The organism is Pseudomonas fluvialis (genome assembly GCF_014207935.1).
Classification (GTDB): Bacteria; Pseudomonadota; Gammaproteobacteria; order Pseudomonadales; family Pseudomonadaceae; genus Aquipseudomonas; species Aquipseudomonas fluvialis_A.
On record NZ_JACHLL010000002.1, the window covers coordinates 705948 to 732271 of the forward strand.

At 63.7% G+C, this 26324-nt stretch carries 26 protein-coding genes; 12 read left to right on the top strand and 14 right to left on the bottom strand.

Annotated elements, in window-relative coordinates; translation table 11 throughout:
* Positions 1-75: 75 nt before the first annotated feature.
* Complete coding sequence (locus tag HNP49_RS08400; protein ID WP_184682290.1) at positions 76-1230, top strand: 1-acyl-sn-glycerol-3-phosphate acyltransferase; 1155 nt, start codon at positions 76-78, stop codon at positions 1228-1230.
* An 85-nt stretch (positions 1231-1315) separates the two neighbouring features.
* On the opposite strand, the gene HNP49_RS08405 is transcribed toward HNP49_RS08400, so the two are convergent.
* Both HNP49_RS08405 and HNP49_RS08410 read right to left on the bottom strand, forming a co-directional pair.
* Positions 1316-1600, bottom strand: a complete 285-nt coding sequence (locus HNP49_RS08405; RefSeq protein WP_184682291.1) for a hypothetical protein — start codon at positions 1598-1600, stop codon at positions 1316-1318.
* 137 nt (positions 1601-1737) lie between these two features.
* Complete coding sequence (locus HNP49_RS08410) at positions 1738-2364, bottom strand: LysE family transporter (RefSeq protein ID WP_184682293.1); 627 nt, start codon at positions 2362-2364, stop codon at positions 1738-1740.
* A 95-nt stretch (positions 2365-2459) separates the two neighbouring features.
* Here HNP49_RS08410 and HNP49_RS08415 point away from each other — a divergent pair, with 95 nt between their 5' ends.
* From HNP49_RS08415 to HNP49_RS08430, 4 genes are all read left to right on the top strand, one after another.
* Entirely contained in the window at positions 2460-3428 is a 969-nt protein-coding gene (locus tag HNP49_RS08415; RefSeq protein WP_184682294.1) for a 2-hydroxyacid dehydrogenase, read from the top strand.
* A gap of 35 nt (positions 3429-3463) precedes the next feature.
* Positions 3464-4462, top strand: coding sequence for a class I SAM-dependent methyltransferase (locus HNP49_RS08420; protein ID WP_184682296.1), 999 nt, complete (start codon positions 3464-3466; stop codon positions 4460-4462).
* Positions 4463-4703: 241 nt separating this feature from the next.
* Positions 4704-5285, top strand: a complete 582-nt coding sequence (locus HNP49_RS08425; RefSeq protein WP_184682298.1) for a TMEM165/GDT1 family protein — start codon at positions 4704-4706, stop codon at positions 5283-5285.
* Between the two features lie 99 nt (positions 5286-5384).
* The gene (locus HNP49_RS08430; protein ID WP_184682299.1) at positions 5385-5828 is read left to right on the top strand and encodes a ketosteroid isomerase-related protein; all 444 of its coding nucleotides are present in this window, start codon (positions 5385-5387) and stop codon (positions 5826-5828) included.
* Between the two features lie 34 nt (positions 5829-5862).
* Here the strand turns inward: HNP49_RS08430 and HNP49_RS08435 are convergent, their stop codons facing one another.
* The gene (locus tag HNP49_RS08435) at positions 5863-6672 is read right to left on the bottom strand and encodes a M48 family metallopeptidase (protein ID WP_184682301.1); all 810 of its coding nucleotides are present in this window, start codon (positions 6670-6672) and stop codon (positions 5863-5865) included.
* 173 nt (positions 6673-6845) lie between these two features.
* Between HNP49_RS08435 and HNP49_RS08440 the strand changes: the two genes are divergently transcribed.
* A complete protein-coding gene (locus HNP49_RS08440; RefSeq protein WP_184682303.1) occupies positions 6846-8969 on the top strand; it encodes a methyl-accepting chemotaxis protein in 2124 nt (707 codons plus the stop codon).
* 61 nt (positions 8970-9030) lie between these two features.
* Here the strand turns inward: HNP49_RS08440 and HNP49_RS08445 are convergent, their stop codons facing one another.
* The 3 genes from HNP49_RS08445 to HNP49_RS08455 all read right to left on the bottom strand — a co-directional run bounded on the left by HNP49_RS08445 (position 9031) and on the right by HNP49_RS08455 (position 10305).
* Complete coding sequence (locus tag HNP49_RS08445) at positions 9031-9387, bottom strand: PilZ domain-containing protein (RefSeq protein ID WP_184682304.1); 357 nt, start codon at positions 9385-9387, stop codon at positions 9031-9033.
* 59 nt (positions 9388-9446) lie between these two features.
* Positions 9447-9869 (bottom strand): DUF4124 domain-containing protein, encoded by a 423-nt coding sequence (locus HNP49_RS08450; RefSeq protein ID WP_184682306.1) that lies wholly within the window; start codon positions 9867-9869, stop codon positions 9447-9449.
* Positions 9870-9933: 64 nt separating this feature from the next.
* On the bottom strand, positions 9934-10305 hold the full coding sequence (locus HNP49_RS08455) for a tol-pal system YbgF family protein (RefSeq protein ID WP_184682308.1): 372 nt from the start codon (positions 10303-10305) through the stop codon (positions 9934-9936).
* 173 nt (positions 10306-10478) lie between these two features.
* Here HNP49_RS08455 and HNP49_RS08460 point away from each other — a divergent pair, with 173 nt between their 5' ends.
* The 4 genes from HNP49_RS08460 to HNP49_RS08475 all read left to right on the top strand — a co-directional run bounded on the left by HNP49_RS08460 (position 10479) and on the right by HNP49_RS08475 (position 14211).
* Positions 10479-11273 (top strand): tetratricopeptide repeat protein, encoded by a 795-nt coding sequence (locus HNP49_RS08460; RefSeq protein ID WP_184682310.1) that lies wholly within the window; start codon positions 10479-10481, stop codon positions 11271-11273.
* 116 nt (positions 11274-11389) lie between these two features.
* Positions 11390-12307: a universal stress protein gene (locus HNP49_RS08465; RefSeq protein ID WP_184682312.1), complete on the top strand. Its 918-nt coding sequence runs from the start codon at positions 11390-11392 to the stop codon at positions 12305-12307.
* A 79-nt stretch (positions 12308-12386) separates the two neighbouring features.
* Positions 12387-13838 (top strand): pyruvate kinase, encoded by a 1452-nt coding sequence (gene pyk, locus HNP49_RS08470; RefSeq protein ID WP_184682314.1) that lies wholly within the window; start codon positions 12387-12389, stop codon positions 13836-13838.
* Positions 13839-14034: 196 nt separating this feature from the next.
* The gene (locus HNP49_RS08475; protein WP_184682316.1) at positions 14035-14211 is read left to right on the top strand and encodes a hypothetical protein; all 177 of its coding nucleotides are present in this window, start codon (positions 14035-14037) and stop codon (positions 14209-14211) included.
* 3 nt (positions 14212-14214) lie between these two features.
* Here HNP49_RS08475 and tadA read toward each other — a convergent pair whose 3' ends face one another.
* The 7 genes from tadA to HNP49_RS08510 all read right to left on the bottom strand — a co-directional run bounded on the left by tadA (position 14215) and on the right by HNP49_RS08510 (position 21511).
* Positions 14215-14697: a tRNA adenosine(34) deaminase TadA gene (gene tadA, locus HNP49_RS08480; protein WP_184682318.1), complete on the bottom strand. Its 483-nt coding sequence runs from the start codon at positions 14695-14697 to the stop codon at positions 14215-14217.
* A complete protein-coding gene (locus HNP49_RS08485) occupies positions 14697-16067 on the bottom strand; it encodes a multicopper oxidase family protein (protein ID WP_184682320.1) in 1371 nt (456 codons plus the stop codon). The genes tadA and HNP49_RS08485 overlap by 1 nt, the downstream gene beginning before the upstream one ends.
* 128 nt (positions 16068-16195) lie before the next feature.
* Positions 16196-16948 carry a DUF2182 domain-containing protein gene (locus HNP49_RS08490; RefSeq protein WP_184682322.1) on the bottom strand — a complete coding sequence of 251 codons (753 nt, stop codon included), beginning with the start codon at positions 16946-16948 and terminating at the stop codon, positions 16196-16198.
* A complete protein-coding gene (locus tag HNP49_RS08495) occupies positions 16929-17567 on the bottom strand; it encodes a DUF1326 domain-containing protein (protein ID WP_184682324.1) in 639 nt (212 codons plus the stop codon). The genes HNP49_RS08490 and HNP49_RS08495 overlap by 20 nt, the downstream gene beginning before the upstream one ends.
* Positions 17568-17733: 166 nt before the next feature.
* Positions 17734-19314: a glutamine-hydrolyzing GMP synthase gene (gene guaA, locus HNP49_RS08500; RefSeq protein WP_184682326.1), complete on the bottom strand. Its 1581-nt coding sequence runs from the start codon at positions 19312-19314 to the stop codon at positions 17734-17736.
* Positions 19315-19389: 75 nt separating this feature from the next.
* Positions 19390-20859 carry an IMP dehydrogenase gene (gene guaB, locus HNP49_RS08505; protein ID WP_184682328.1) on the bottom strand — a complete coding sequence of 490 codons (1470 nt, stop codon included), beginning with the start codon at positions 20857-20859 and terminating at the stop codon, positions 19390-19392.
* Between the two features lie 100 nt (positions 20860-20959).
* Positions 20960-21511, bottom strand: a complete 552-nt coding sequence (locus tag HNP49_RS08510) for a sugar ABC transporter ATPase (protein WP_184682330.1) — start codon at positions 21509-21511, stop codon at positions 20960-20962.
* A gap of 100 nt (positions 21512-21611) precedes the next feature.
* On the opposite strand from HNP49_RS08510, the gene xseA reads away from it, so the two are divergent.
* Positions 21612-22991 carry an exodeoxyribonuclease VII large subunit gene (gene xseA, locus HNP49_RS08515; protein WP_184682332.1) on the top strand — a complete coding sequence of 460 codons (1380 nt, stop codon included), beginning with the start codon at positions 21612-21614 and terminating at the stop codon, positions 22989-22991.
* Positions 22992-23007: 16 nt separating this feature from the next.
* A complete protein-coding gene (locus HNP49_RS08520; RefSeq protein ID WP_184682334.1) occupies positions 23008-23829 on the top strand; it encodes a peptidoglycan DD-metalloendopeptidase family protein in 822 nt (273 codons plus the stop codon).
* 201 nt (positions 23830-24030) lie between these two features.
* Here the strand turns inward: HNP49_RS08520 and HNP49_RS08525 are convergent, their stop codons facing one another.
* Positions 24031-26313 (bottom strand): TonB-dependent receptor, encoded by a 2283-nt coding sequence (locus HNP49_RS08525; protein WP_184682336.1) that lies wholly within the window; start codon positions 26311-26313, stop codon positions 24031-24033.
* Between the last annotated feature and the right edge of the window lie 11 nt (positions 26314-26324).

Here is a 26324-nt window from a genome sequence, read left to right on the forward strand (position 1 = left end):
CCTATAATCGGCGGTCAACTGATGTACCCGGCTGCCTCAAGAGGCGCCCTTCTTCCGGCATAACATGAGATCCCGATGGTCGATTTCGAATCCATCCGTCCTTACCGCGATGACGAAGTAGCCGCCGTGCTGGCCCGCCTGCTGGCTGACCCGGCCTTTCTGCAGACCTTGCTGCGCTTTCGCTTTCCGCGCCTGGCCGGTCCGCTGGGCTGGCTGCTCAAACCTGTTATAGCCCATCGGCTGCGCCGTGAAGTCGCCGGCATCAACAGTGTCGATGCCCTGCAGAGCAAACTGGAGCCCTACGTCGACCGCGTCATCGAGCGCGCCAGCGACGGCATCAGCTACTCCGGCCTGGAACAGCTGCAAAGCGGCCGCCCCTACCTGTACATCGCCAACCACCGCGACATCGTGATGGACCCGGCCTTCGTCAACTACGCGCTGTACCATGCCGGCCAGCCGACGCCGCGCATCGCCATTGGCGACAACCTGCTGCAGAAGCCCTTCGTCGGCGACCTGATGCGTCTGAACAAGAGCTTCATCGTGCAGCGCTCGGTGAGCGGACGGCGCGAAAAGCTCGCCGCGTACCAACTGCTCTCGGCCTACATCAACCACTCGATCCGCAATGAGCAGCAGTCCGTGTGGATCGCCCAGGCCGAAGGCCGGGCCAAGGACGGCGACGACCGCACCGACTCGGCCATCCTCAAGATGTTCCACATGGCCAACAAGGAGCTGCCATTCGAGCAGGCCCTGGCCGAGCTGCACCTGATTCCGGTATCGATCAGCTACGAATACGACCCCTGCGACCGGGCCAAGGCCCGCGAACTGCGCATTCGCGCCGAGACAGGCGACTACCAGAAGGCCGAGGGCGAGGACGACCTGAGCATCGCCCAAGGCATCACCGGCCACAAAGGCCGCGTGCACGTCAGTTTCGGCAGTGAAATCACTCAGCCCAGCGCCGATGCCAAGCAGCTGGCGCTGGCGGTGGATGCGCAGATTCTCGCCAACTACCGGCTGTTCCCGGTGCACTACCTGGCCTATGCCCAGTGGGCGGAGCGCGACAACTCAGTGGCGGTACCCAGTGCCGAGCAATTGTTCAGCGCCACCGAGCTGGCCACGGCGCAGCAACAGTGGCAGCAACGCCTGCAGGCCTGTCCGGCCGAAGATCAGCCCTATCTGATCGGCCAGTACGCCAGACCGGTAGCCAATCACTACCGGCTGCTTCAGGCCTGATGGCCAACCGGCCACCTGAAACAGAGTGGCCTGAAATGCAAAACGGCGAACCTGGGTTCGCCGTTTTTGCTTGCTGCGCTGGCGCTTAAAGCTGGGTGCTGTACCAGGACAGGCACAGGGCCCCTGTCAGCACCGCCAGACCGAACCGGCTGAAAAATCGGTTGAGCTGCGTCGTCGCCTCGTCCAGCTCGCCGTCAGCCTCGATGCCGTCGAGAGCAACAGCCGCACTGAGGCGGGTCATAGCGCGCTGCTGGCGCATACGGGTGGCCAGCAACAACCAGCTGCCGGCGATGGCAAAAAACAGCGCCAGACTATTGAGCGCCTGCGCCGGGTGGGCCAGACAGCTCAGATACAACGCCTGCAGCGACATCACAACCTCCACCGGGGGCATCAAGCACCCTATCGTCACGACTGCATCACCGGCCTCAACCGGCGACCTCTCAATGGCGGCGCAGTCTACCGATTCGCGCACAGGCTGTATGGCTATTCCGACGAACGCACGTGCCTTCAGCGCAGCTCGCTGAAGGCGATCTTGATCCCGAGCAGCACCAGCACGCCGCCCATCAGCCGGTCGAACCAATGCCCCAGCCGGGCAAAGCCCCGGCGCACGCGGTCATGACTGAACAGCAGGGCCACCAGGGTGAACCACAGTGCCGTGGCCACGGCCAGATACAGGCCATAACCCGCCTGCACCGTCAGCGGCGTGTGCGGGTTGATCACCACGGTAAACAGCGAGAGGAAGAACAGCGTGGCCTTGGGGTTTAGGCCATTGGTGACGAAACCGGCGACGAAGGCGGCCCGCGCCGTACGCAGCACCCCATCGGCCTGCGGCAGCGCCAGCTCGGGCGCCGGCCTCGCGCGCAAGGCGCGGATGCCGATGTATACCAGATACCCCGCCGCCAGGTACTTGAGCAGGTTGAACAGCAGTACCGACTGCGACACCAGAAGACCGATACCCAGCAGCGAGTAGGCCACGTGCAGGAGAATCCCCGTGCCCACGCCCCAGGCCGTGAACAATCCAGCGCGCCGGCCGTGGGCGACACTCTCCTTGAGCACCACGGCAAAATCCGGCCCCGGACTGGCCACCGCCAGCAGGTGAATCAGGGCCACCGTCAGAAATTCCGTCCAGTACATACCACCTCCGCCAGACTTCGGGACTCACTACACAGGACTTTGTTAGGCTCGCCACCTTACCCTCTGCGGGCGCCCCACAACAGGTACAGCTACCCATGAACAGTCGTCATGCCGTCTTTCTCGACTGCGCTTCCCTCGATCTCGGCGATCTCGATCTGGCCCCGCTCCGCGAGGCCTTCGCCAGCCTGACCTGCCACGACAGAACGAGCCCCGAGGAGCTGGTCGAATACCTGCAGGGTGCTCAGGTCGCCATCAGCAACAAAGTGCCGCTGACTGCCGAAACCCTGGCGGCTCTGCCGGACCTCAGACTGATTCTGGTGGCCGCCACCGGCACCAACAATGTCGACCTGCACGCCGCGCAGCGCCTCGGCATTACCGTGTGCAACAGCCAGGGCTACGGCACGCCCTCGGTCGCCCAGCACACGCTGATGCTCATGCTGGCCCTGGCCACCCGCCTGCCCGACTATCACCACGCCGTACAGGCCGGGCGCTGGCAGCAGGCCAGCCAGTTCTGCCTGCTGGACTTCCCCATCTGCGAACTCAGCGGCAAAACCCTCGGCATTCTCGGCGCCGGCGAGCTGGGCAGCGCCGTGGCAAGGCTGGCCGAGGCCTTCGGCATGCGCGTGCTGCTCGGCCAGTTGCCTGGGCGGCCGGCACAGCCTGATCGCCTGCCACTGAACGAGCTGCTGCCACAACTCGACGTGCTGTCCCTGCATTGCCCGCTGACACCGGCCACCGCGCAACTGATAAACCGTCAGCACCTAGACCTGCTCCCGCGCCATGCCTGGCTGATCAACACCGCCCGCGGTGGTCTGCTCGACGAGCAGGCCGTGGCCGATGCCCTGCGCGAAGGACGGCTGGGCACCGCGGCGCTGGATGTGCTGAGCGTCGAGCCACCCACGGCCGACAACCCGCTGCTGGCCGGTGACATTCCGAATCTGCTGATCACCCCGCACTCGGCCTGGGGCAGCCGTGAAGCAAGGCAGCGCATCGTCGGGCAACTGGCCGAAAACGCTACCGCCTTCTTCGCCGGGCAGCCGCGGCGGGTGGTCACACCGGGCTGATCCGGTTAGCCTTGTCGCCTTTTTCAGGAGCGCCCATGGATCCGCGAAGCGAAGTGTTGCTGCGTCAGGCCGAACTGTTTCAGGGTCAGGTTCTGCTCGCCGGTTTGCCGGCCGACGATCTGCTCGGCAAGTTGCCCGCAGCCCGTGGCTGGAGCTGGCATGCCGGCGAGCAGGCCGGGCTTGAACAGCGCTTTGCCGGGCGCAGCGAGTTCGGCACCACAGCGCCGGCCAGCCCCTTTGCCAGCGCCGTGCTGTTCCTGCCGAAATCCCGCGAACTCACCGACTACCTGCTCGACAGCCTGGCCGCGCGCCTGCCCGGCGCCCTGCTGTATCTGGTCGGCGAAAAACGTGCCGGCATCGAGCGGGCCGCCAAGCAGCTGCAGCGTTTCGGCAAGCCACGCAAGCTCGACAGCGCCCGTCACTGCCAGCTCTGGCAGGTGCAGGTCGACAACGCCCCCGCCGTACCGCAACTGGAAAGCCTGGCCGAGCGCATCAGCCTGCCACTGAGTGACGGCCCGCTGGATGTGATCACCCTTCCCGGCGTGTTCAGCCATGGTCGACTGGACCGCGGCACTGCCCTGCTGCTGGAGCACCTGGACAAGCTGCCCTCGGGCCATCTGCTGGATTTCGGCTGCGGTGCCGGCATCCTCGGCAGCGTGCTCAAGCGGCGCTACCCGCAGAGCCGGCTGACCCTGCTGGATGTCGACGCCTTCGCTCTGGCGGCCAGCCGCATGACCCTGGCAGCCAATGGCCTGGAGGCGGAGGTACTGGCCAGCGACGGTATTCACGGCGCGCCCGGAGGTCTCAGCGCCATCATCAGCAACCCGCCGTTCCACAGCGGCGTGCACACCAACTATGCCGCCAGCGAAACCCTGCTGCGCGAGGCGGCCCGCCACCTGCTGCCGGGCGGTGAGCTGCGCATCGTAGCCAACAGTTTCCTGCGCTACCCGCCGCTGATCGAAGAGCACCTGGGCACCTGCCAGACCCTGGCCGAGGCCGAGGGCTTTCGCATCTACCAAGCCCGCAAAGGCTGAGTGGCTTGCCAGAAAGAAGAGGCAAAGGCACAATGCGCGCGTCCTAGGGGAGTAGTCTCCCGTGAGCGCTCGCTCACCCGGCACGCGTCAACACACTTGCTCCACAGAGCATGGCGCCTGCGACCTCCGGCCTGATCCAGGCCTGTGGTTTGACAAGACCTATGACACGCACACCTCACCCGGGGCGGGAAGGTAGTACGTGTCATAGCCAGTCGTCGAACCCGCCCCTGAGGAATCCCTGATGCTCGAATCCTTCGCCGTCTCCACCGGTATCGTTGCGCTCGCCGAAATCGGCGACAAGACGCAATTGCTCGCACTGGTCCTGGCTGCCCGTTTCCGCCGCCCCTGGCCGATCATCTGGGGCATCGTCATCGCCACCCTGGCCAATCACTTCGCTGCCGGTGCCGTTGGCCACTGGGTTGCCGGGCTGTTCAGCCAGACCACCCTCAGCTGGATTCTCGCCGCCAGCTTTGCCGCCGTAGCGATCTGGACGCTGATCCCGGACAAGCTCGACGATGACGAGGAATCCACGCTCAAGCGCTATGGCCCATTCGTCACCACCCTGATCGCCTTCTTCCTGGCCGAGATGGGCGACAAGACGCAGATCGCCACGGTCATGCTGGCGGCGCAATACCAGCAACTGAGCATGGTCGTCGCCGGTACCACCCTGGGCATGCTGATCGCCAACGTACCGGTAGTACTGGCCGGGCATTTCGCCGCCGACCGCCTGCCGCTGACGCTGATCCATCGCCTGGCCGCACTGTGCTTCGCCGGTCTGGCGATCTACGCCGCCTGCCAGGCACTGGGTATCGTCGCCCTGTGATGTGACGCACCCGGGCAAAACCTTTGTCCGGGTGCACTGCCCCCTGGCCGGACTGCTAAGCTCTGCGAGTATTAATTCGCCCTCTCCAAGGAGCTGCAAATGTCACTGGATGACATGAAACGTACCGTGCGCCAGCATATCGACCTGTCGTGGAACAAAGGCCGCCTGGCCCTGGCCGAACGCCTGCACAGCAAGGATTTTCTCTACAAAAGCTCGTTCATGGGTCGCCCACTGAACGGCAGCGACTACTGCGCGATGGTCGAGGAAATCCGCAGCGCCATGCCCGATCTGGAAGTAGTCATCGAAGAATGCCTGGCCGAAGGCAACAAGGTGGTCACCTGGAGCACCCTGATCGGCACGCTGGAAAAATCGGCGCTGGGCTACCCGGCCAGCGACCGGGTGCTGAGCATCTCGGCCATGGCCTTCTGGACGCTCAATTCGGTGGGTGAAATCCAGGAAATCTGCACCATGTTCGACATGGAGAGCTTCCGCAGCCAGCTGGGGCTGGAAACCCGCCCCTTCGCCGAAAAGGCCCTGCCCTGATAAACGCCCGGCAGCCGAAGCTGCCGGGTTACCCTCAGCGACGCGCCTGCTGATACAGCGGCATCACCTTGGGGATGGCCGCCTGCAGCGCACTTATGCGCGAGCCGGATGACGGGTGCGTGCTCATGAACTCCGGTGGCGCGCCGGCGTTGGCTTGCGCCATCTTCTGCCACAGGCTGATCGCCGCGTTCGGGTCATAGCCAGCCCGCGCAGCCAGTTCCAGACCGATCAGATCGGCCTCGTTTTCATTGCCACGGCTATTGGGCAGGGTCATCAGGTACTCGACCCCGACATTGGCCACCTGCATGGCATCGCCAAAACCCAGGGCACCGCCCAACTGGGTGGCCATCTGCACACCGTAGGCCTTGGACATCGCCTCGCGCCCATGTTCGCGCAGTGCGTGGGCAATCTCGTGCCCCATCACGGCAGCGATTTCATCGTCACTCAGCTTCAATTTGTCGATCAGGCCGCTGTAGAAAATGATCTTGCCGCCTGGACCACAGTTGGCATTCAATTCCGGGCTATCGACCAGATTGACCTCCCACTGCCACTGCGCGGCATCGGCGCGAAATACCGGCGCCTGGGCAATCAGGCGCTGGGCAATCGCATTCAGGCGCCGGCTATCAGCCGTGCCGTGTTCCAGAACGCCCTCGCTGGCGGCCTTCTGCACCGTTTGCTGGTACGCCTGGGCGTACTGCTGGTTGACCTGTTCGGTGGACACCATGCTGAACATGTACTGTTTGCGGTCGACACCCACCGCACCACCCTGGGTGGTATTCACCGCCTGACAGGCACTCAGGCCAACCAGCGACGTCACCAGTACCACACGCCACACACCACTCATTGCATCACTCCTTGGCCACATGAGGCCGGCCATCCTAGGCAACCGTGCAAACACCAGCAAGCTGAGCTTGCGTGTGGCACGTTCTGCATCTTTGCTAAGTAAAGAAATTAAGGAAATTTGCCACCCTGGCCGATATCACGGAAACAGGCCTACCTGCGACTTGCGGAGTCACTATGAAGTTCCGATCGATCCAGTTTTCCGTTGCTGTTCTAGCCGGAGCCAGCATTCTCGCAGTGGTGATAGCACTGGTGCTGTATGCCGTGATTTCGACCAATCGAACGCAAGAGCTCGTTCAAGAGCGCACGAGCGTCCTGCTGGAAGAGGAAATCAAAGAGCGCCTGACGATACTGGCAGAAGCGCAGGTTCGTCAGTTCCAGTCCCAGTTCGAGCACGCCATGAACATGGCACAGGCCTTGGCCACAGTGAACAGCCAGATTGGAACCGGCGCCATCAGTATGAGCCGCGAAGAACTCAGCGCCCTTACGGCGGAATTCCTGCGCAGCAACCCGAGCCTGATCGACTTTTACATCGGCTGGGAACCCAATGCCTTTGATCAGGATGACGACCTATACAAAGGCCAGAAAGAAAATGGCTATGACGACACCGGGCGGTTCATGCCTTGGTGGTATCGCAACGGCAACAAGCTGGAAATGGCTGCATTAACCGTTGCCCAGATGGAAAGTGAAAAGATTCTGCCAACTGGTGTGCGGGAAGGTGAGTACTACCTCTGCCCGAAGAAAACCAAGGCCACCTGCGTAATTGATCCAGCTCCGTTCGAGATCGCAGGCAAACCGGTACTCATGTCGTCCTTCAATGCCCCCGTTATGGTCAATGGTGAGTTCAAAGGGATCGCCGGCAACGATCTGGCCCTGGACTTTATTCAGGAAATGCTCAGCTCGGCCAATAAGTCGCTTTATGAGGGCGCCGGCGACATGATTCTTCTTTCGTCCAAGAATCGCCTGATTGCCTACACTCGCGACGCCAAAAAGCTGGGCGAAGCGGCAGACGCCGTGCTGGATACAAATGAGAAAAACAACCTGACCCGGCTAAGTGGCACTACACCACTGATTGACGTGGACAAAACCGGTGGCCACATTGAGCTTTACCTGCCATTTGATGTAGCAGGCAGCAGCACGCGCTGGACCCTGGTGCTACGTCTGCCATTGAACGTAGTCATGGCGCAGCTGCAGGAGTTGCAGGGCGAATTGAAGGAGCAGGGCCAGGCCAATACGCTGGGCATGACGCTGGTCGGGCTGATCATTGCCGCCATCGGCCTGCTGGTCATCTGGCTGGTGGGCTACGGCATCGCCAAGCCGCTCAAGGAAATGGTCCACATGCTGGACGACATCGCCAAGGGCGAAGGCGACCTCACCCATCGCCTGGAGGTGTCCCGCGCCGACGAGTTAGGCTCGATTGCCGGTGGTTTCAATACCTTCCTCGGCAAGCTGCAAACCATGATCAGCCAGGTGGTGGCCTCGGTGCAGAAGGTCAGCGACTCCTCGGAAAACACCGCCGACATCGCCATCCGCACCAATCAGGGCGTGCAGCGCCAGCTCTCGGAAATCGAGCAAGTGGCCACAGCAGTGCAGGAAATGTCAGCCACGGCACAGGAAGTATCACGCAGCGCCACCCACGCTGCCGATGCCGCCAACAATGCCGATGCAGCGGCCAACCATGGCAAGCAGGTGGTGCACAGTACGGCGGCCTCCATTGCCGGCCTGGCCAGCGAGATAGGCCGCGCGGTGGGCGTGGTGCAGAACCTGGCCAAGGACAGCGAAAACATCAACGCCATTCTGGTGGCTATTCGGGGTATCGCCGAGCAGACCAACCTGCTGGCACTCAACGCCGCCATCGAGGCCGCCCGCGCCGGCGAGCAGGGCCGCGGTTTTGCCGTTGTGGCCGACGAGGTGCGCAACCTGGCGCAGAAGACCCAGCAAGCCACCGAAGAAATCCAGACCATGATCCAGCAACTGCAGCATGGCACCCGCGAAGTGGTGAAGGTGATGCAGGAAAGCCAGGAGAAAACCGACGACAGCGTGCAGCACGCACGCCAGGCGGCCGAAGCGCTGGAGACCATCACCCAGGCGGTATCGGTGATCAGCGAGATGAACACGCATATCGCCACCGCTGCCGAGGAGCAGAGCGCGGTGGCCGAGGACATCAACCGCAACGTCACCAATATCGGCATGGTCGCCCAGGAAGTGGCCAGCGGCGCCGACGAAGCCAGCGCCGCCAGCTCCGAACTGACCAAACTGGCCGAGCAGCAACGCCGGCTGATCAATCAGTTCAAAGTCTGAAAGGCCCCGTCATGCAAAAGGCCCCGCAAGGGGCCCTTTTGCTGTCTCGCCGGATCCTAGTTCAGGCCGAAGCCGCCAGATGGTGGAAGCTGAAATAGAAGCGCAGCGCATCGACCAACTCGACGAACTCCGCTGGCGGCGCGACCAGGGCAAAGCCCGAGTCGTAGCTACCTGGGGTGACATCCTCTCGCGACCATTGGCACGTGGCCGCAAAGTCGATGACATGCACACCGTCAGTGCCGGGAATCTTCAGGCGCATTTCAAAGCGCGCACCCACCAACATCGGCAACTGGCTGATCAGCATCAGGCCGTCCAGAGAGATATTGCCGATAGAGCCCATAGGCTTGTCGGTGAGGCGGTTGAACACCTTCAGGTAATACGGCAGCTGATGGCGCTCAATGCGACGCTGGCTTTTCATGGCGACCTGGCAAGAAGTAAGGACTGTTAGTATGGCTGGCGATTGGCCAGCAGCCAAACTTATGGACAAGCGGCAGCGACCTCGCCACGCAGCCGGTCACGGGTGGCCACCACCTCGGCATCGCTGACGTATTCGGTGCTGCCATCGGCGCCGCGTCGATAGAAGCGCCCACCCTCTTCCAGTTGCGTCAGGCGCTTGCGCAGCTGCGAACATTGCTGCTCCTGCTCGGCGCGCAGCCTGGCCGTCTTCTCGGCGGCCTGTTGCTGCTCGGCACGACGCGCCGCCTGCAGTTTTTCCAGGCGCTCTTCGCGGGCTCGGGTAGCCGCATCGCGCTCCACCACCTGTGGGCGAACCTCGATCTGCTCGGCGCTGGGCGCCTGCGGTTTTTCCGAGTAATGCACCTGACCGCGCTCGTCGGTCCAGCGATAGATCTGCGCCGACGCCAGCGCCGGCAGCATCAGAAGCAGCAATAGTGCACGCATAAGACCTCCTGTCAGGCCTTCAGCTTAACCCGAGGCGCGCAGGCGGTCATCGACCTTCCAGCCGCTACAGACCAATCGCCACCGGTTTGGCCACCGGCTCGCGCAGATGCCCCAGCTGCTCCAGAGTGTCCAGGCGGGCCTGGGCGCGGAAGGCATACTCACTGCGCGGGTAATTTTGCAGCACGAAACGGTAGGTCTGCGCCGCATCGACATAGAGCTTCTCGCGCTCCAGACACTGGCCGCGCAGCACAGAAATCTCCGGCTGCAGGTAAGGCCTGGAGCGGATGTTGCGCTCGGTCTGCGACAACTCCAGCATCACCCGCCCGCACTCGCCCTCGGCATAGGCCTTGTAGGCATTGTCCAGGTGATAGTCGGCGGTGGTGCGGGTGCAGCCGTGCAGGCTCAACAGGGCAACAATCAGCAGTGATAGGCGCATGACGAAATCCTCCTCATTAGGGGATATATCGACTGCGTGCAGTAAAGCTAAAGGTAGGCCCGCCTACCAACCTAGGTTGGGAAGTCACGGCCCGCCAGCCACAGTCCCTGGGACGGCTGATAGACTCCGGCGAAGCCCTGCATTTTCCGTCCCCTGCACGACCTGGAGTCGCCATGCGCCACGCCCGCTACAGCCTGATCGCCCTCGCCCTGCTGGCAGGCTGCTCGCCGACCACGCCGCTGTTCATTGCCCAGGTCGCCACCCATGAAGTGGTGGACTACAAGACCATGAAGAACAACCGCATGGTCGCCGCCATCGAGGACGAAGGTGATCTGCTCACCTTCAGCGCCATGGCCATTCGCGATGCCCACAGCGAGCAGGCGGAAGAGACCTACCTCGCCGGCTACCACGACAGCAAGCTGAGCAATGAAGTGCGTGCCATCGCGCTGTATCAGATCGGCCTGGTCTACATGAGCCGCTACAACGACCAGCGCAACGACACCAAGGCGCTCAACTACTTCTACCAGGTTCTCAACGAATTTCCCCAGACCCAGGCGGCCACGCGTGCTGAGGCACGCATCATCATGCTGCGCAAGCGCGCCGAGGAGCCGGTACAGAAGAACTCGCGCGAGTTGCTAGCAAACTGGAAGCCGCAGCAGACTCTGGATCTGTACAAGCCCAGCCTCGATCCGGACATGACCCTGCTATCACGCCGTGCCGTGCTCAAGGATCGCGTCGGCGAAGCCGAACAATTGTACATGCTGGCCGTGGCCGACCCGGGCGTACCGCAGGACATCAAGGAAAAGGCGCTGTACCAGCTCGGTCTGATGTATCTGGCGCCGGACAACCCGCAACGCAACCGCGACAAGGGCATCGGCTACCTGCGGCGACTGCTGGTGCAGTTCCCCAATAGCGATCTGGCCGGCAAGGCCTCGCGCCACCTCAATGCCGGACTCAACAGCCAGTAACCGCATCCGGCTGCGCCGCGCTATGCTGAGCGGCGCAGTCTTCTCCTGACCCGGATCAACACGCGGCCAGCGCCTGCAGGCTGCAATGTATGCAACGGATCAAGGAGACCGCTCCCATGCAACTGCGCCAGCTACTGGTCGTCATCACCCCACACCGCGACGAGCAACCCGCCCTGATGCGCGCCCGCTGGCTGGCCCAGCAGACTGGCGCCGCCATCGAGCTGCTGCTGGCCGAGCATCACCCGGGGTTCGAACAGACGCTGCTGCTGGCGCCGGAAATTGCCCTGCAGGCACGCGACACCTACCTCAAGCAACAGCAGGAACGTCTAGAGCGGCTAGCCGCACCGCTGCGCGACGAAGGCCTGAACGTCAGCTGCTGCCTGCGCTGGGGACAAACCCTGGTCAGCCATGTGCTGGAACGGGTCGAGCAGCTGCAGCCCGATCTGGTGCTCAAGTCGGCTCGCCATCACGGCCTGCTCAGTCGCCTCTTGCTGGGCAATTCCAGCTGGCAGTTGCTGCGTCACTGCCCGGTACCGGTGTGGCTGGTACAGCGCGAAGGCCAGCAGCCCAAGCGCCTGTGTGCGGCCCTCGACCCCACCCACAGCGCCGACAAGCCTGCCGCGCTGGAACATGAACTGATCCTCGCCAGCCGCGAGCTGAACGAAAAGCTCGGCCTCGAAGCCGACTACCTGCATTGCTTCGCCCCGCTGCCGCACAGCCTGATGTTCGACGCCGAACTGGTGATCGACTACCCCAGCTATGTCGCACAGACCGAAAAGGCCCACCGCGAAGCACTGACCAACCTGTGCAGTCACTACAGCCTGCCCCAGGCCAACACCCACCTGCTCAGCGGATTTGCCGAACAGGTGATTCCCGATTTCGTCCGCGCTCAGCACATCGACCTGCTGGTGATGGGCGCTATCTCGCGCAGTCAGCTCGACAGCGCACTGATCGGCCATACCGCCGAACGCGTGCTGGAGGCCGTGGATTGCGACCTGCTGGTGATGAAACCACCGGCCTTTGCCGAGGTTTGAACAGGTAGTGAAGGCCGTGCATGACTACAGCAAACGCCCGTAGTAGCCTCTCGCATCGTTCAAGATCGGGAGCCTTAGCATGTCGTTTCGCCGTACCAAGATCGTCGCCACCCTCGGCCCAGCCAGCAGTTCACCGGAAGTCCTCGAGCAGCTGATTCTCGCCGGCATCGACGTGGCCCGTCTTAACTTCTCCCACGGCTCAGCGGAAGACCACAAGGCCCGCGCACAACTGGTGCGCGACCTGGCCGCCAAACACGGCCGCCATGTCGCCCTGCTCGGCGACCTGCAGGGGCCGAAGATCCGCATCGCCAAGTTCGAAGGCAAGCGCATCGAGCTTAAGGAAGGCGACCTGTTCCGCCTGTCCTCCAGCCACTCGCGCACCGCCGGCAATCAGCAGGTGGTCGGCATCGACTACCCAGCACTGATACAGGACTGCAATGTCGGCGACGAACTGCTGCTGGATGACGGCCGCGTGGTCATGCAAGTTGAACTCAAAGGCGCCGACGAGCTGCATTGCCGCGTGACCATCGGCGGCCCGCTGTCCGACAACAAGGGCATCAACCGCCGTGGCGGTGGCCTGACCGCGCCGGCCCTGACCGACAAGGACATGGCCGACATCAAGCTGGCCGCCGAGATGGAGCTGGACTACCTGGCCGTGTCCTTCCCCCGCGACGCAGCCGATATGCAACTGGCCCGTCGCCTGCGCGACGAAGCCGGCAGCAGCGCCTGGCTGGTGGCAAAGATCGAGCGCGCCGAAGCGGTCGCTGATGACGCCACCCTGGACGGTCTGATACGCGCCAGCGACGCGGTGATGGTGGCACGCGGCGATCTGGGCGTGGAAATCGGTGATGCCGAGCTGGTCGGCATCCAGAAGAAAATCATTGCCCACGCCCGTCGCCTGAACAAGGCGGTGATCACCGCCACGCAGATGATGGAGTCGATGATCCACAGCCCGATGCCGACCCGCGCCGAAGTTTCCGACGTGGCCAACGCCGCGCTGGACTACACCGACGCGGTGATGCTCTCGGCCGAAAGCGCCGCCGGCGAGTACCCGGTGGAAGCCGTGCAGGCCATGGCCCGCGTGTGTCTGGGCGCTGAAAAACACCCAACCAGCCAGAAATCCAGCCACCGCATCGGCCGCACCTTCGAGCGCTGCGACGAGAGCGTGGCCCTGGCCACCATGTACACCGCCAACCACTTCCCCGGCGTCAAGGCGATCATCAGCCTCACCGAGAGCGGCTACAGCCCGCTGATCATGTCGCGCATCCGCTCGTCGATCCCGATCTACGCCTTCACCCCGCACCGCGAGGCCCAGGCTCGCGTGGCGCTGTTCCGTGGCGTCTACACCGTGCCGTTCGACCCGGCCGCACTGCCGGCCAACAAGGTCAGCCAGGCGGCCGTGGACGAGCTGCTCAAGCGTGGCGTAGTCGAGCCGGGTGACTGGGTGATCCTGACCAAGGGCGACAGCTACCACGGCACCGGCGGCACCAATACCATGAAGATCCTGCACGTCGGCGACCCCATGGTCTAAGCGCTTCTGGCCCGAACGAACCCGCCACCCGGCGGGTTTTTTATGCGCTAGGGACGCCTGGCAACAGCCGCCAGTCGGTGAAATCAGTGCGTAGAACAAGCCGCGCTATCGTTAACAGCAAGGAGTTATCAGGACATCGCGGAGACGAACCCGCCCGGAAGCACATGGCCTTCTGCCGCAAGCGAGCGCACAGCCCATGAGCGAACACCGACAGTTTCTTGCCCTACGCGCCTATGTGGATCTGCTTCTGCAGCACGGCGCCTGCATCCTGGCCAGGGAGCCGCTGCTGATCCGCTACGGTGAACGCACCCTGCACTACTCCTGCGGCATGCTGCTGTGCGACGACGAGATCGAGGTTGTAGAACTGGCCTGAACCTCAGGTCTTCTGCCGGCGCGCCTTGAAGAAGTCGCTGAGCAGACTGCTGCAGGTCTCTGCCAACACCCCGCCTTCGACCAGCACGCGATGATTGAGGAAGTCCTGCTGAAAGAACTGCCCACGGCTGACCGCCACCCCGGCCTTGGGCTCGGTGGTGCCGTAAACCACCCGGGCGATGCGCGAATGGACGATCAGCCCGGCGCACATGCTGCAGGGCTCCAGGGTCACATACAGGGTGCTGCCGGGCAGGCGGTAGTTATCCAGCTTGGCCGCTGCCGCACGGATGGCGACCATCTCGGCATGGGCGCTGGGGTCGCTGGTCGAGATCGGGCAGTTGAAGCCACTGCCGACCACCTCGCCCTCCTGAACCACGACCGCGCCCACCGGCACCTCGCCCCGCAGCGCACCGAGACGGGCCTGCTCCAGCGCCAGCTGCATGAAGCGCTCGTCGCGCGAGCGGTCGATGATCATGGGCTTACGCATTACACCACCGCGATGGCGGCCATCAGGCCGGTTTCCATGTGATCAATCACATGACAGTGAAACATCCACACGCCGGGATTATCGGCGACGAAGGCTATACGCGCCGTCTCGTTCTTGCCCAGCAGGTAGGTGTCGGTGAAATACGGTTCAATGGAGCGCCGATCGGAGTCCAGCACCTTGAAAGCCATGCCGTGCAGATGGATCGGATGCTGGTACTGGGTCAGGTTGCGCAGCTCGAAGATATAGTGCTCACCGAGCTTGAGGGTAGCGATGGGCCTATCGGCACAGCCCTTGTTCTGGATGTCCCAGGCCTGGCCGTTGATCTGCCAAAGCTTGTAGGCAGCGCCCTGCTCGATGTTCTCCGAGAGCATGGCCGCCCACTCGAAGTTGAACCTGAGCCTCTGCGCGCGGCCGAGGTCCGGTTCGGCAATCGGGTTGGCCGGCAGCGCGGCCGGCCAGTCGCTGCCCGTTGACTCTGAGGATTCACCAGCCAGGGTCGCCAGTCGTAGCGGACCATTGCGCAGAGATAGCTCGCTGCCGGCGGCTGGTACGCGGAGCGCCAGATCGATACGCATGCCTGGGCCCAGCCAGTACTCCTTGCCCAGCGGACGCGGGGTGATGGGGTTGCCGTCCAGCGCATAGATGCGCACCTCTGCACCCGGCAGGTTGAGGCGATAAGTGATGGTGCTGTCCAGGTTGAGCAGGCGCAGACGTACCACCTGCCCGGCCGGCAGGCTGATGCGTGGATTGTGCTGGCCATTGATGCTCGACAGTCGCCCCGGCGTGCCGCCACGGGCCGCCTCGCGCGGCACGCTGAAGGCGGTAAAGGCACCCTGCCCGTCTACCGACCAGGTCTTCAGGCACAGCGTACGCTCGTGGACGAAGCCACTGCCTTCGGCCTCTTCGACGATCAGCGGGCCAACCAGCCCGCGGCCAAGCTGGTCACTGCTGGCCATATGCGGGTGATACCAGTAGCTGCCGGCATCCGGACAGATGAAGCTGTAGTCGAAGAACTCGCCCGGCAGCACCGGGGCCTGCGAAACATAGGGCACACCATCCATCTCGATGGGCAGGCGGATGCCGTGCCAGTGGATGGTCGTGGGTACGCTCAGGCGGTTGACGAAGCGCACGCGCAGGCGCTCACCCTGTTTGCAGCGCAGTTCCAGACCGGGTGCCTGTCCGCCGTAGGCCCAGGCCGGGGTCTTGTGCCCCGGCACCAGTTCTACATCCAGCGGCGCGGCGATCAACTCATAGTCGTGGCTCGCCACATTTTCCGGACGGCCCAGCCAGTAGCGTACGCCACCGGCGCCCAGGCCGACCACGCCAAGGCTGGCAAGACCGGCTAGCACCTGTCTGCGAGTCAGATTCATCGTTCACCTGAGGATAACGAAAGGCCCTGGACCTTGCGGCAAGAGCAAATGGGAAGCAGGCTCATTTTAAGCGGCACGCTCAGGGCAAGTCGAACGGCGCAGTGTCGCAGCCCTCACCAGAGCACTTTCTACCAGATCAACAGTGCCAGGCCGGCGGCAATCAGCAACCCGGCACTGCCACGGCGCCAACCGATGCCCAGTGGCAAGACTTTTTCCGCCAGGACCAACAGGCTCAGCATGGCCATGCCCCACAGGTTCATGGCACCTACCACCAGCAGCACCAGCATCAGCGCCCAGCAGCAGCCCAGGCAGTAAAGACCGTGGTGCAGCCCGGTCCACCAGGCGCCCGCCAGACCAGGTCGGCCATGTCGCTGGAGGAAGCCCAACGGGCTCTGGCAGTGGGCCAGACAGCTGGCCTTGGCCGGACTCAACTGGTACAGCCCTGAGAGCAGCAGTGCCGCGGCCCCTAGCTTTGGCGGCAGACGCAGACTCATGGGCTCCAGCACCCGCAAAAGCTCTCCCAGTGCCTGCAAGCCCGTCAGTAACGCGGCAAAAGCCACCCACATCAGCGCATACGCTGCACCAAACAACACCAGCTTCGCTCGGCGCTGGCGATCCGAGTGCAGGCAACGGCGATACAGCAGCATCACGGGTAAAGCAGTCGGCAGCATCATGGCCTGCATCATCGCCAGCCACATGCCGAAGGCGAACAGCCCCTGAATGGAGAGCCAGTTGGTCGGCGGCATCCACATATCGCCCATGGCCGCCATCTGCGCCGCCTCGTGCGCCGACCATAACCACGCCAGCGTACTCAGCAGCAACACACAGGCTGCCGCCGCCAGCGCCCCCCAGTCGAACCGGCTAGGCGCGGATGATGCCATGGGGCCCCATGTGCAGCTCGTAGAGCAGGGCGTTAGTACCGGTATGGCTCAGTGCAATGGCGCCCCAGGTATCAAAGGTCGCGCTGGCACAGTCGGCCTCGCCGAACTCGAACCCCTCCGGCAGCAGCAGGCTGACACGATGCACTGCCCCGTCCATGGGATTGCGAATTGGCTCGACCCGACCGTCGATCAGCCCCGGCACGCGGATGCTGGCCGTCAGGGCGGCGCGGTCGGTATGCACTTCCACCGGCAGGAACTGCGGCTCGTGGAGGGTTTCCAGGGTACTGGCGAAGATGGCGAAGAAGGCCGTGGGCTCCTGCTCCTGGCCGCTGAGGATGGTCAGCAGAGCCTGGCGCTGCTCGGCGGTGGCACGTTCATCGATAAAGGGCTGACACTGGCCATGCCCTTCATGAATAGGCCCAGGCCAGGCAAAGGTGCAGGCCACATGGAGATTATCGAGGCGCACCTTACCGAAGTGCCCTACGACGATATGAAAGCCCACCGCCGCCTCACAACCATCGTGCGTGGGCAGGGCATTGAACTGGCAGGGGCAGCCGTAATCGCAATTGCACAGATCCACACCGGGACCACGCAGGCGCCAATCGACATAAGAAGTCATGATCGTATCCTCGCCCCCTGCAAACTCCCCCTTCTTCCCATACTAGGGCGGAAAGAGCCGAGGCATTAGACACAATTCTCATCTGCCCACTTGCCATGAGCTGCTGGACGAATAATCGCGGACAGCAAAAAGGGCAGCTCGCGCTGCCCTTTCTGGCCCTACCGGATCATTCCCACTCGATGGTCGCCGGCGGCTTGCTCGACACGTCGTAGGTCACGCGGGAGATACCCGCGATCTCGTTGATGATGCGATTGGAAACCTTCTCCAGCAGCTCGTAGGGCAGGTGCGCCCAGCGCGCGGTCATGAAGTCGATGGTTTCCACGGCGCGCAGGGCGACGACCCAGGCGTAGCGACGGCCGTCGCCAACCACGCCGACCGATTTCACCGGTTGGAACACCACGAAGGCCTGGCTGGTCTTGTGGTACCAGTCGAAGTTGCGCAGCTCTTCGATGAAGATATGGTCGGCTTCACGCAGCAGATCCGCGTATTCCTTCTTCACTTCGCCGAGGATGCGTACGCCCAGGCCCGGGCCCGGGAACGGGTGACGGTAGACCATGTCGTAAGGCAGGCCCAGCTCCAGGCCGATCTTGCGCACTTCGTCCTTGAACAGTTCGCGCAGCGGCTCGACCAGCTTGAACTGCATGTCTTCCGGCAGGCCGCCGACGTTGTGGTGGCTCTTGATCACGTGGGCCTTGCCGGTCTTGGCGCCGGCCGATTCGATCACATCCGGGTAGATGGTGCCTTGGGCGAGGAACTTCACGTCCTTGAGCTTGGTGGCTTCTTCATCGAACACTTCGATGAAGCTGCGACCGATGATCTTGCGCTTCTCTTCCGGATCGCTGACGCCGGCCAGACGGCCGAGGAACAGCTCTTCGGCGTTGGCGCGGATCACCTTGACGCCCATGTTTTCGGCGAACATGGCCATCACCTGATCACCCTCGTGCAGGCGCAGCAGGCCGTTGTCGACGAACACGCAGGTCAGCTGGTCGCCGATGGCGCGGTGCAGCAGCGCGGCAACAACCGAGGAATCCACACCGCCGGACAGGCCCAGCAGTACCTTGGCATTGCCCACCTGGGCACGCACGGTCGCGATGGCGTCTTCGACGATGTTGGCCGGGGTCCACAGGGCTTCGCAGCCGCAGATATCGAGGATGAAACGCGACAGGATGCGACCACCCTGCTTGGTGTGGGTCACTTCCGGGTGGAACTGCACGCCGTAGTAGCCGCGGCTGTCGTCGGCCATGGCGGCAATCGGGCAACTCGGTGTGCTGGCCAGGACATGGAAGCCTTCAGGCAGACGGGTGACCTTGTCGCCGTGGCTCATCCATACATCCAGCCCCAGCACGCCGTCGGCGTCCACATGGTCTTCGATACCGTCGAGCAGGCGGGCCTTGCCGACCACATCGACGCGGGCATAGCCGAACTCGCGCAGATCGGAACCTTCCACCTTGCCGCCGAGCTGCTCGGACATGGTCTGCATGCCATAGCAGATGCCGAACAGCGGGATGCCCAGATCGAACACCGCCTGCGGCGCGCGCGGGCTGCCGGCCTCATGCACCGACTCCGGACCACCGGCGAGGATGATGCCGCGCGGCGCGAAGGCGCGAATGGCCGCATCATCCATGTCGAACGGGTGGATCTCGCAATACACGCCGATTTCGCGCACGCGGCGGGCAATCAGCTGGGTGTACTGGGAACCGAAATCCAGAATCAGGATGCGGTGGGCGTGAATGTCATGATGGGCCATGGCCGTCTCTCGTAGCGGAATTCACAAATGACAAGGGGCTGATCAGTCAGCCCCAGGTCGATTCAATGCAGTGGATTAACCCACGCGGTAGTTCGGGGCTTCCTTGGTGATCTGCACATCGTGCACGTGCGACTCGGCCATGCCGGCACCGGTGATGCGCACGAACTGCGGCTTGCTGCGCATTTCCTCAACGGTGGCGCAGCCGGTGTAGCCCATGGAGGCACGCAGGCCGCCCATCAGTTGATGGACGATGGCCGCCATGGCGCCCTTGTACGGCACACGGCCTTCGATGCCTTCCGGCACCAGTTTCTCGGCGCCAGCCGAGGAGTCCTGGAAGTAACGGTCGGAAGAACCCTGGGCCTGAGCCATGGCACCCAGCGAGCCCATGCCGCGATAGGCCTTGTAGGAACGGCCCTGGAAAAGCTCGACCTCGCCCGGAGCTTCTTCGGTACCGGCCAGCATGGAGCCGATCATCACGGCGGAGGCGCCAGCGGCGATGGCCTTGGAGAGGTCGCCGGAGAAACGGATGCCACCGTCAGCGATCAGCGGTACGCCGGTACCTTCCAGCGCGGCGGCGACATTGGCCACGGCACTGATCTGCGGCACGCCGACGCCAGCGACGATACGGGTGGTGCAGATGGAGCCCGGGCCGATACCGACCTTGACCCCGTCGGCGCCGGCTTCGGCCAGGGCACGAGCGGCATCGCCGGTGGCGATGTTGCCGCCGATCACCTGCACCTGCGGGAAGTTCTGCTTGACCCAGCGCACGCGGTCGATCACGCCCTTGGAGTGACCGTGGGCGGTATCGACGATGATCACGTCAACGCCGGCGTTGGCCAGTGCGGCCACGCGGTCACCGGTGTCGGCACCGGTACCAACGGCGGCGCCGACGCGTAGGCGGCCCTGCTCGTCCTTGCTCGCCAGCGGGTAGGCCTTGGCCTTCTCGATGTCGTTGACGGTCATCATGCCCTTGAGGGTGAAGGCGTCGTCGACGATCAGCACGCGCTCGATGCGGTGCTTGTGCAGCAGGGCGCGCACGGTGTCCTTGTCGGCGCCTTCGGCGACGGTGACCAGACGCTCTTTGGGCGTCATCACTTCGCGCACCTTGGCGTCCAGGCGATTCTCGAAACGCACGTCACGGGAGGTGACGATGCCGACCAGGTCGCCATCGGACAGCACCGGCACGCCGGAGATGTTGTTCTGCCGGGTCAGCTCGAACAGATCGCGCACAGTGGCGTCGGCGTCGATGGTGATCGGGTCGGTGACCACACCGGCCTCGAACTTCTTGACCTTGCGCACCTCGGCAGCCTGCTGCTCGATGGTCATGTTCTTGTGGATGATGCCGATGCCGCCTTCCTGAGCCATGGCAATGGCCAGACGGGCTTCGGTCACGGTGTCCATGGCGGCAGAGAGCAGCGGAATGTTCAGCTCGATGCCACGGGTCAGACGGGTTTTCAGGCTGACGTCTTTCGGCAGGACCTCGGAATAACCGGGGATCAGGAGAACATCGTCGAAGGTCAGTGCTTCTTGGCTGATACGCAGCATGGCGGGGCTCCCAAGCGGGAAAAATAAGAAGCGCGGCATTATACCCAGCGCCCCGCCTTCGCTCAATGGCAACGCACCAGAGGGCGCGGATGTTTCTCCGTTACTCGCACTGCGCCGTCACCAGGCGCACCGGATAGCCCAGGCGCTGGGCAAACTCGGCCAGCAGGGCCGGGCTGAAACATTCGGCCGGCCAGTTGTTGAAGATGAAACCGAGATTGGAGAATCCGCACGGCTGGAGGAAGAGAAAGCCGTTGATATCGTCCTCGAAGCCGCATTCCGGGCAGACAAAGGTATCGGTTTGCCGCGGCATCCACTCTTCCAGGCTGTCGAACAGGGCTTCACCAATCTCCTGGCGGCACTGTGGGCACCCGGCCTCTTCGAGAAACCCGTGACTGGGCGTGTAGATACAGCGTTTGGTAACGATCTCAAGGCCATTGCACGGCTGGCCGAACGGCAGGCGCTCGGCATGTGGCAGCCGCCGCGCTCCTTCTGCGATGGCATAGGCCATGCGGTTGCCCAGGCGCCCGCAGGTACTCAACTCGGCCGCCACCAGCTGGCGCTTGTGCAACCAGCGCAGCACCTGGCGCGCCTTGCCTTCGGCATCCGGGAAGGTGGAAATCTGCGGAACGATGATGCTCTGCTGCTCGCTCATGGCCGTCATGCTGCAAAAAGAATGACGCCAGTTTAATCGCCCGGTGCCGGACCGTCAGTCGCGGCTTTGGCCGCGCCAGGCAAACCGCTATGATGCCGGCATGATCAAAGACCCCTTCCAGCGCCTCAACCTCGACCGCGACGTGCTCAGCGTCAGCCAGCTCAACGGGCGCGCACGCCTGCTGCTGGAAGACGTGTTCGCCCAGGTCTGGGTCGAGGGCGAGATTTCCAACCTGGCCAAGCCCGCCTCCGGCCATCTGTACTTCACCCTCAAGGACAGTCAGGCCCAGGTGCGCTGCGCGCTGTTCCGACAGAACGCCACGCGGGTGCGCCAGGCCCTACGCGACGGTCTGGCGGTGAAGGTGCGCGGCAAGGTCTCGCTGTTCGAGGGTCGTGGCGACTACCAGCTGATTCTCGATATGGTGGAGCCGGCCGGCGATGGCGCCCTGCGCCTGGCCTTCGAGGCACTGAAGGAAAAGCTGGCCGGCGAAGGGCTGTTCAGCGCCGAACAGAAGATTCCCCTGCCCGCCCACCCGCAACGCATCGGCATCATCAGCTCACCGACCGGCGCAGTGATCCGCGACATTATCAGCGTGTTCCGCCGCCGCGCGCCGCAGGTGGCGCTGACCCTGATTCCCACCGCAGTGCAGGGTCGCGAGGCCACCGCGCAGATAGTCCGCGCCTTGCAACTGGCCGACCGCCAGGGCTTCGACGCCCTGATCCTGGCCCGCGGCGGCGGCTCGCTGGAGGACCTCTGGTCCTTCAACGAGGAGGCCGTAGCCCGCGCCGTGGCGGCCTGCGCCACGCCCATCGTCAGCGCCGTGGGCCACGAGACCGATGTGTCGATCAGCGACTTCGTCGCCGACGTGCGCGCGCCCACGCCATCGGCTGCCGCCGAGTTGCTGGCGCCGGACAGTTCCGACCTGCAGCGGCGCCTGGACAGCCTGCGCCGCCGGCTGATCCTGCGCATCCAGAGCACGCTCGCCCACCAGCGCCTGCGTCTGGACAGCCTGACCCGCCGCCTGCGCCATCCCGGTGAGCGCCTGCGCCAGCAGGCCCAGCGCCTGGATGATCTGGACCTGCGCCTGCGCCGCGCACTGGAGCAGCAACTGCACAACCGTCGCGAGCGACTGGCGCGCCTGGACACCCGCCTGGCCGCCCAGCATCCGGGCCGCCAGCTGGCCCTGCTGCGCCAGCGTCTGGACGGACTGGCCGAACGCCTGCCACGCGCCATGGAGCATGAGCTGCGCCAGCAACGCCAGCAGCTCGCCGCTCTGGCTCACAGCCTGCAGCTGGTCAGCCCGCTGGCCACCCTCAGTCGCGGCTACAGCATCCTCCTCGACGAGCGTGGCAACGCCATTCGTCAGGCCGCCCAGACCCAGCCCGGGCAACGGCTCAGGGCCAGGCTGGGCGAAGGCGAGCTCGAGGTACGGGTAGAGGACAATCATCTGGCGCCGGTCACCCTGTCGCTGCTGGACTAACACCTTCGGATTCCTTATGCGCCTGCTTGGCTTCCTGCTGCTCTGCCTCGCCCTGCCCATCCAGGCCGAAGGCTTTCTCACCCGCCTGCTGAACAAACCGGTGTCCGGTGGCGTGGCCGTGGTCGCCCTGCCGGAACAACCCCAGGCGCCGCAGGCCCGCTATCAGGGCAAACCGGTGCTGGTGGTGCGCGAGGACGGCCGGCGCTGGATTGCCATCGTCGGCATCCCGCTGACGGTCAAGCCAGGCCAGCAGCAGATCGAAGTCGAAGGCGCGCAGGCCATACCCTTCCAGGTAGGTAGCAAACGCTACCAGGAGCAGCGCATCACCCTGAAGAACCAGGAACAGGTCAATCCGAGCCCGGCCAATCTCAAGCGCATCGAGCGTGAGCTGGCCGAACAGACCCGCGCCTACCAGCAGTTCAGCCCGGGCACGCCGAGCAACCTGCTGCTCGACAGACCGGTCAATGGCCCGCTGTCCAGCCGCTTTGGCGTACGTCGATTCTTCAACGGCGAGGAACGCAATCCGCACGCCGGCCTGGATTTCGCCGTGCCCGCTGGCACACCGGTCAAGGCCCCGGCGGCCGGCAAGGTCACGCTGATCGGCGATTACTTCTTCAACGGCAAGACGGTGTTCGTCGATCACGGCCAGGGGCTGACCAGCATGTTCTGCCACCTGTCGAAGATTGATGTCCGCCTCGGCCAACAACTGCCACGCGGCGCCGTGCTCGGCCGGGTCGGCGCCACCGGCCGGGCCACCGGGCCACACATGCACTGGAACGTCAGCCTGAATGATGCGCGGGTTGATCCGGCCATTTTTATCGGTGCTTTCGAACCCTGAGAGCCCGCCCAAAACCTGCTGCGCGTCGGCCCTGCTGCGTTAAAAACAGGCTCGGAATGCTCATTTACAACTCGTAAACTCCGCTTCCTCGCCCATTTTTGCCTTGTATGACTCTAGCTCGCGGGGCTTTGAACAGACTCTGAAGAGCAAACAAAAAAGCCCCGCCGAAGCGGGGCTTTTCTTTGGACTAACAACAGCTAATCAGAAGCTGACCGTCACACCCGTGTAGTAGGAACGCCCGATGCCCGGCACGGCGGTGCCCCAGGCGATGCCGTTCATGCTCATGGTGCGACCCTGGGCGGTGTAGGCGCCGCCGGCGGGCAGGTAGTAGAACTTGTCGGCCAGGTTCTCCACGCCCATGTCCAGGCGCACCTGATCCCAGCTGTGACTCAGGCGCAGGTTGAACAGGGTGTAGCCGGCGGTCTCGATCTCGTTGCGCACATCGGAGCCGTCGTTCTTGGCCTGCACCGTGACCATTTCCAGGCTGTTGCGCCAGTCGCCCAACTCCTGCGTCAGGGCAAAGGTCGCGTTGAGCGGCATGATGTTGTACAGCTCATCATGGGTGTCGCGGTTCTCGCCGTTGCTGTAGTTGACCAGCGCCTCAGCGCCCCACTGCCCCAGCTCATTCTGCGCCAGCGGCATGCGCCCGGACAGGTCCACCCCATAGATGCGCGCGGACTGGTTGGCGTACTGCAGCACGTTGTACTGCTCGGCGACCACTGTCTGCCCCGGCAGTGCCACGGCATCGATGTAGTTATCGACATGGGTATAGAACGGCGTGACCTTCAGTTCATGACGTCGATCCGTGCTGTGCCAGTCGAAGCTGGTGGAGATGATGTGGGCAGCCTCGGGCTTGAGGTCGACATCACCGACATAGCCATTACCATCGCCCACAAAGTTGTTCATGGTGGCCGCCATCGGCCAGGTCGACCAGGTGTAGCGTTCGTAGAGGTTGGGAGAACGCACCTTGCGCGCCAGGCCGAACTCGATATCCAGATTGGCATCATGCTGGTAGCGCGCCAGAGCCGTAGCATCCCAGTTGTTGTCGCTCTGGCTGCGATCACTGGCATTGAAGGCCGCGGAGTCGCGACGCTGGTTGCTGACCATCATGCCCATGCCGTTGGTATCGGCATAACCATGCACCTCGCCGGCATCGGTGGTGACATGCTCGTAGCGCACGCCCAGCTGGGTGGTCCAGGCCTGGTTCAGCTCACGCTCCCACTCGGCAAACAGCGCCGCGCGGTCGCGCTCGCCATCGTTGATGTTCTCGAAGGTATTGGGCGACATGCCGCCAGTGCCCGAAGCCGGCCAGTAATCATCCAGGCGATAACGCTGGTATTCGCTGCCCAGGCGCAGCAGATCGCTGGGTGACAGGTCGATCTCCGCCTTGACGCTGGCACCCAGGGTCTTGCCGTCGCTGTTCATCGGCATACCCGGTGCGGTGCCGTACAGGAACTGCTTGTCCGGGCCGAAGTTCATCTCGTGTTCGACCTTCTCGTGGTAGACGGCCGTCTCCAGGCTGCCCCAATCGAATTCGCCGAGATAGCGCAGGTTCATACGCTTCTGCGTGTTGTCGGTCATGTCCATGCGCTGATTTGGGAAGAGCTCCTGCGGTACCTTCTGCTGGCCCAGCGAAAGCTCGAGCAGGTCCTCGCCTAGCTTGAGCGCCATGCTCAGTTCGTCATTGCGGGTTTCATAGGCGCTCGACGCCACCTCGTCCAGCGGCGAGCTTTCGCCCGGGCGACCGGTCGCGGTATCGGTCTTGAAGTCATCACCGGCCATGTAGTTGTTTGCCTTGCTGGTGCTGCCGGCATAGCGGATGTTGAACACATCGTCGGCATGCATCAGCGACACATGCCCGCCGCGCGCATCGTTGTTGCTACGCACGTAGGCGCCCACTTCCCCCTTGTTGAGGCTGGCCGCACCCGGTTCGGCGAATTCCGGCGCCGCACGCTCGGCGACGATGCTGCCACCAATGCTGTCGCCGCCGACGCTGACCGGGGTAACACCGGCATACACCTTGAGCGAACCCAGGTTGCTCGGGTCCACATAAGACAACGCTGGATTCATGTGATTGGGGCAGGAGGCGATCAGGTCCATGCCATCGACCTTGATGCGCAAACGGTCATCGGCCAGGCCGCGAATCGACGGCAGGCTGGAGAGGCCACCGGCCGCGTTGAGGCTCACACCGGGCACACCGCGCAGGAGGGCAGCACTGTCATCAGTCAGCGTGGCCGGGCTGGCCGCGGTGCCCAAATCGACATCGGCCGATGCCGGAGAAGTGGCTGCGGTTTCGGCGGTAATCACTGTCGGTTCGAGCACAAGTGCTTCGCGGGCAGCCGCCGGTTCTTTTACGGACTCTTCGGAGGCCAGCAGCGGGCCGGCGAGCAGCAGGCCGAGCAGTGCGGCATGGGCCGCCTGCCAGCGCTGAGTGATTTTCGACAGGGCAAAGGACGAGCAGGAAGTAGCAACAATTCTGGACATGAGGGCATTCC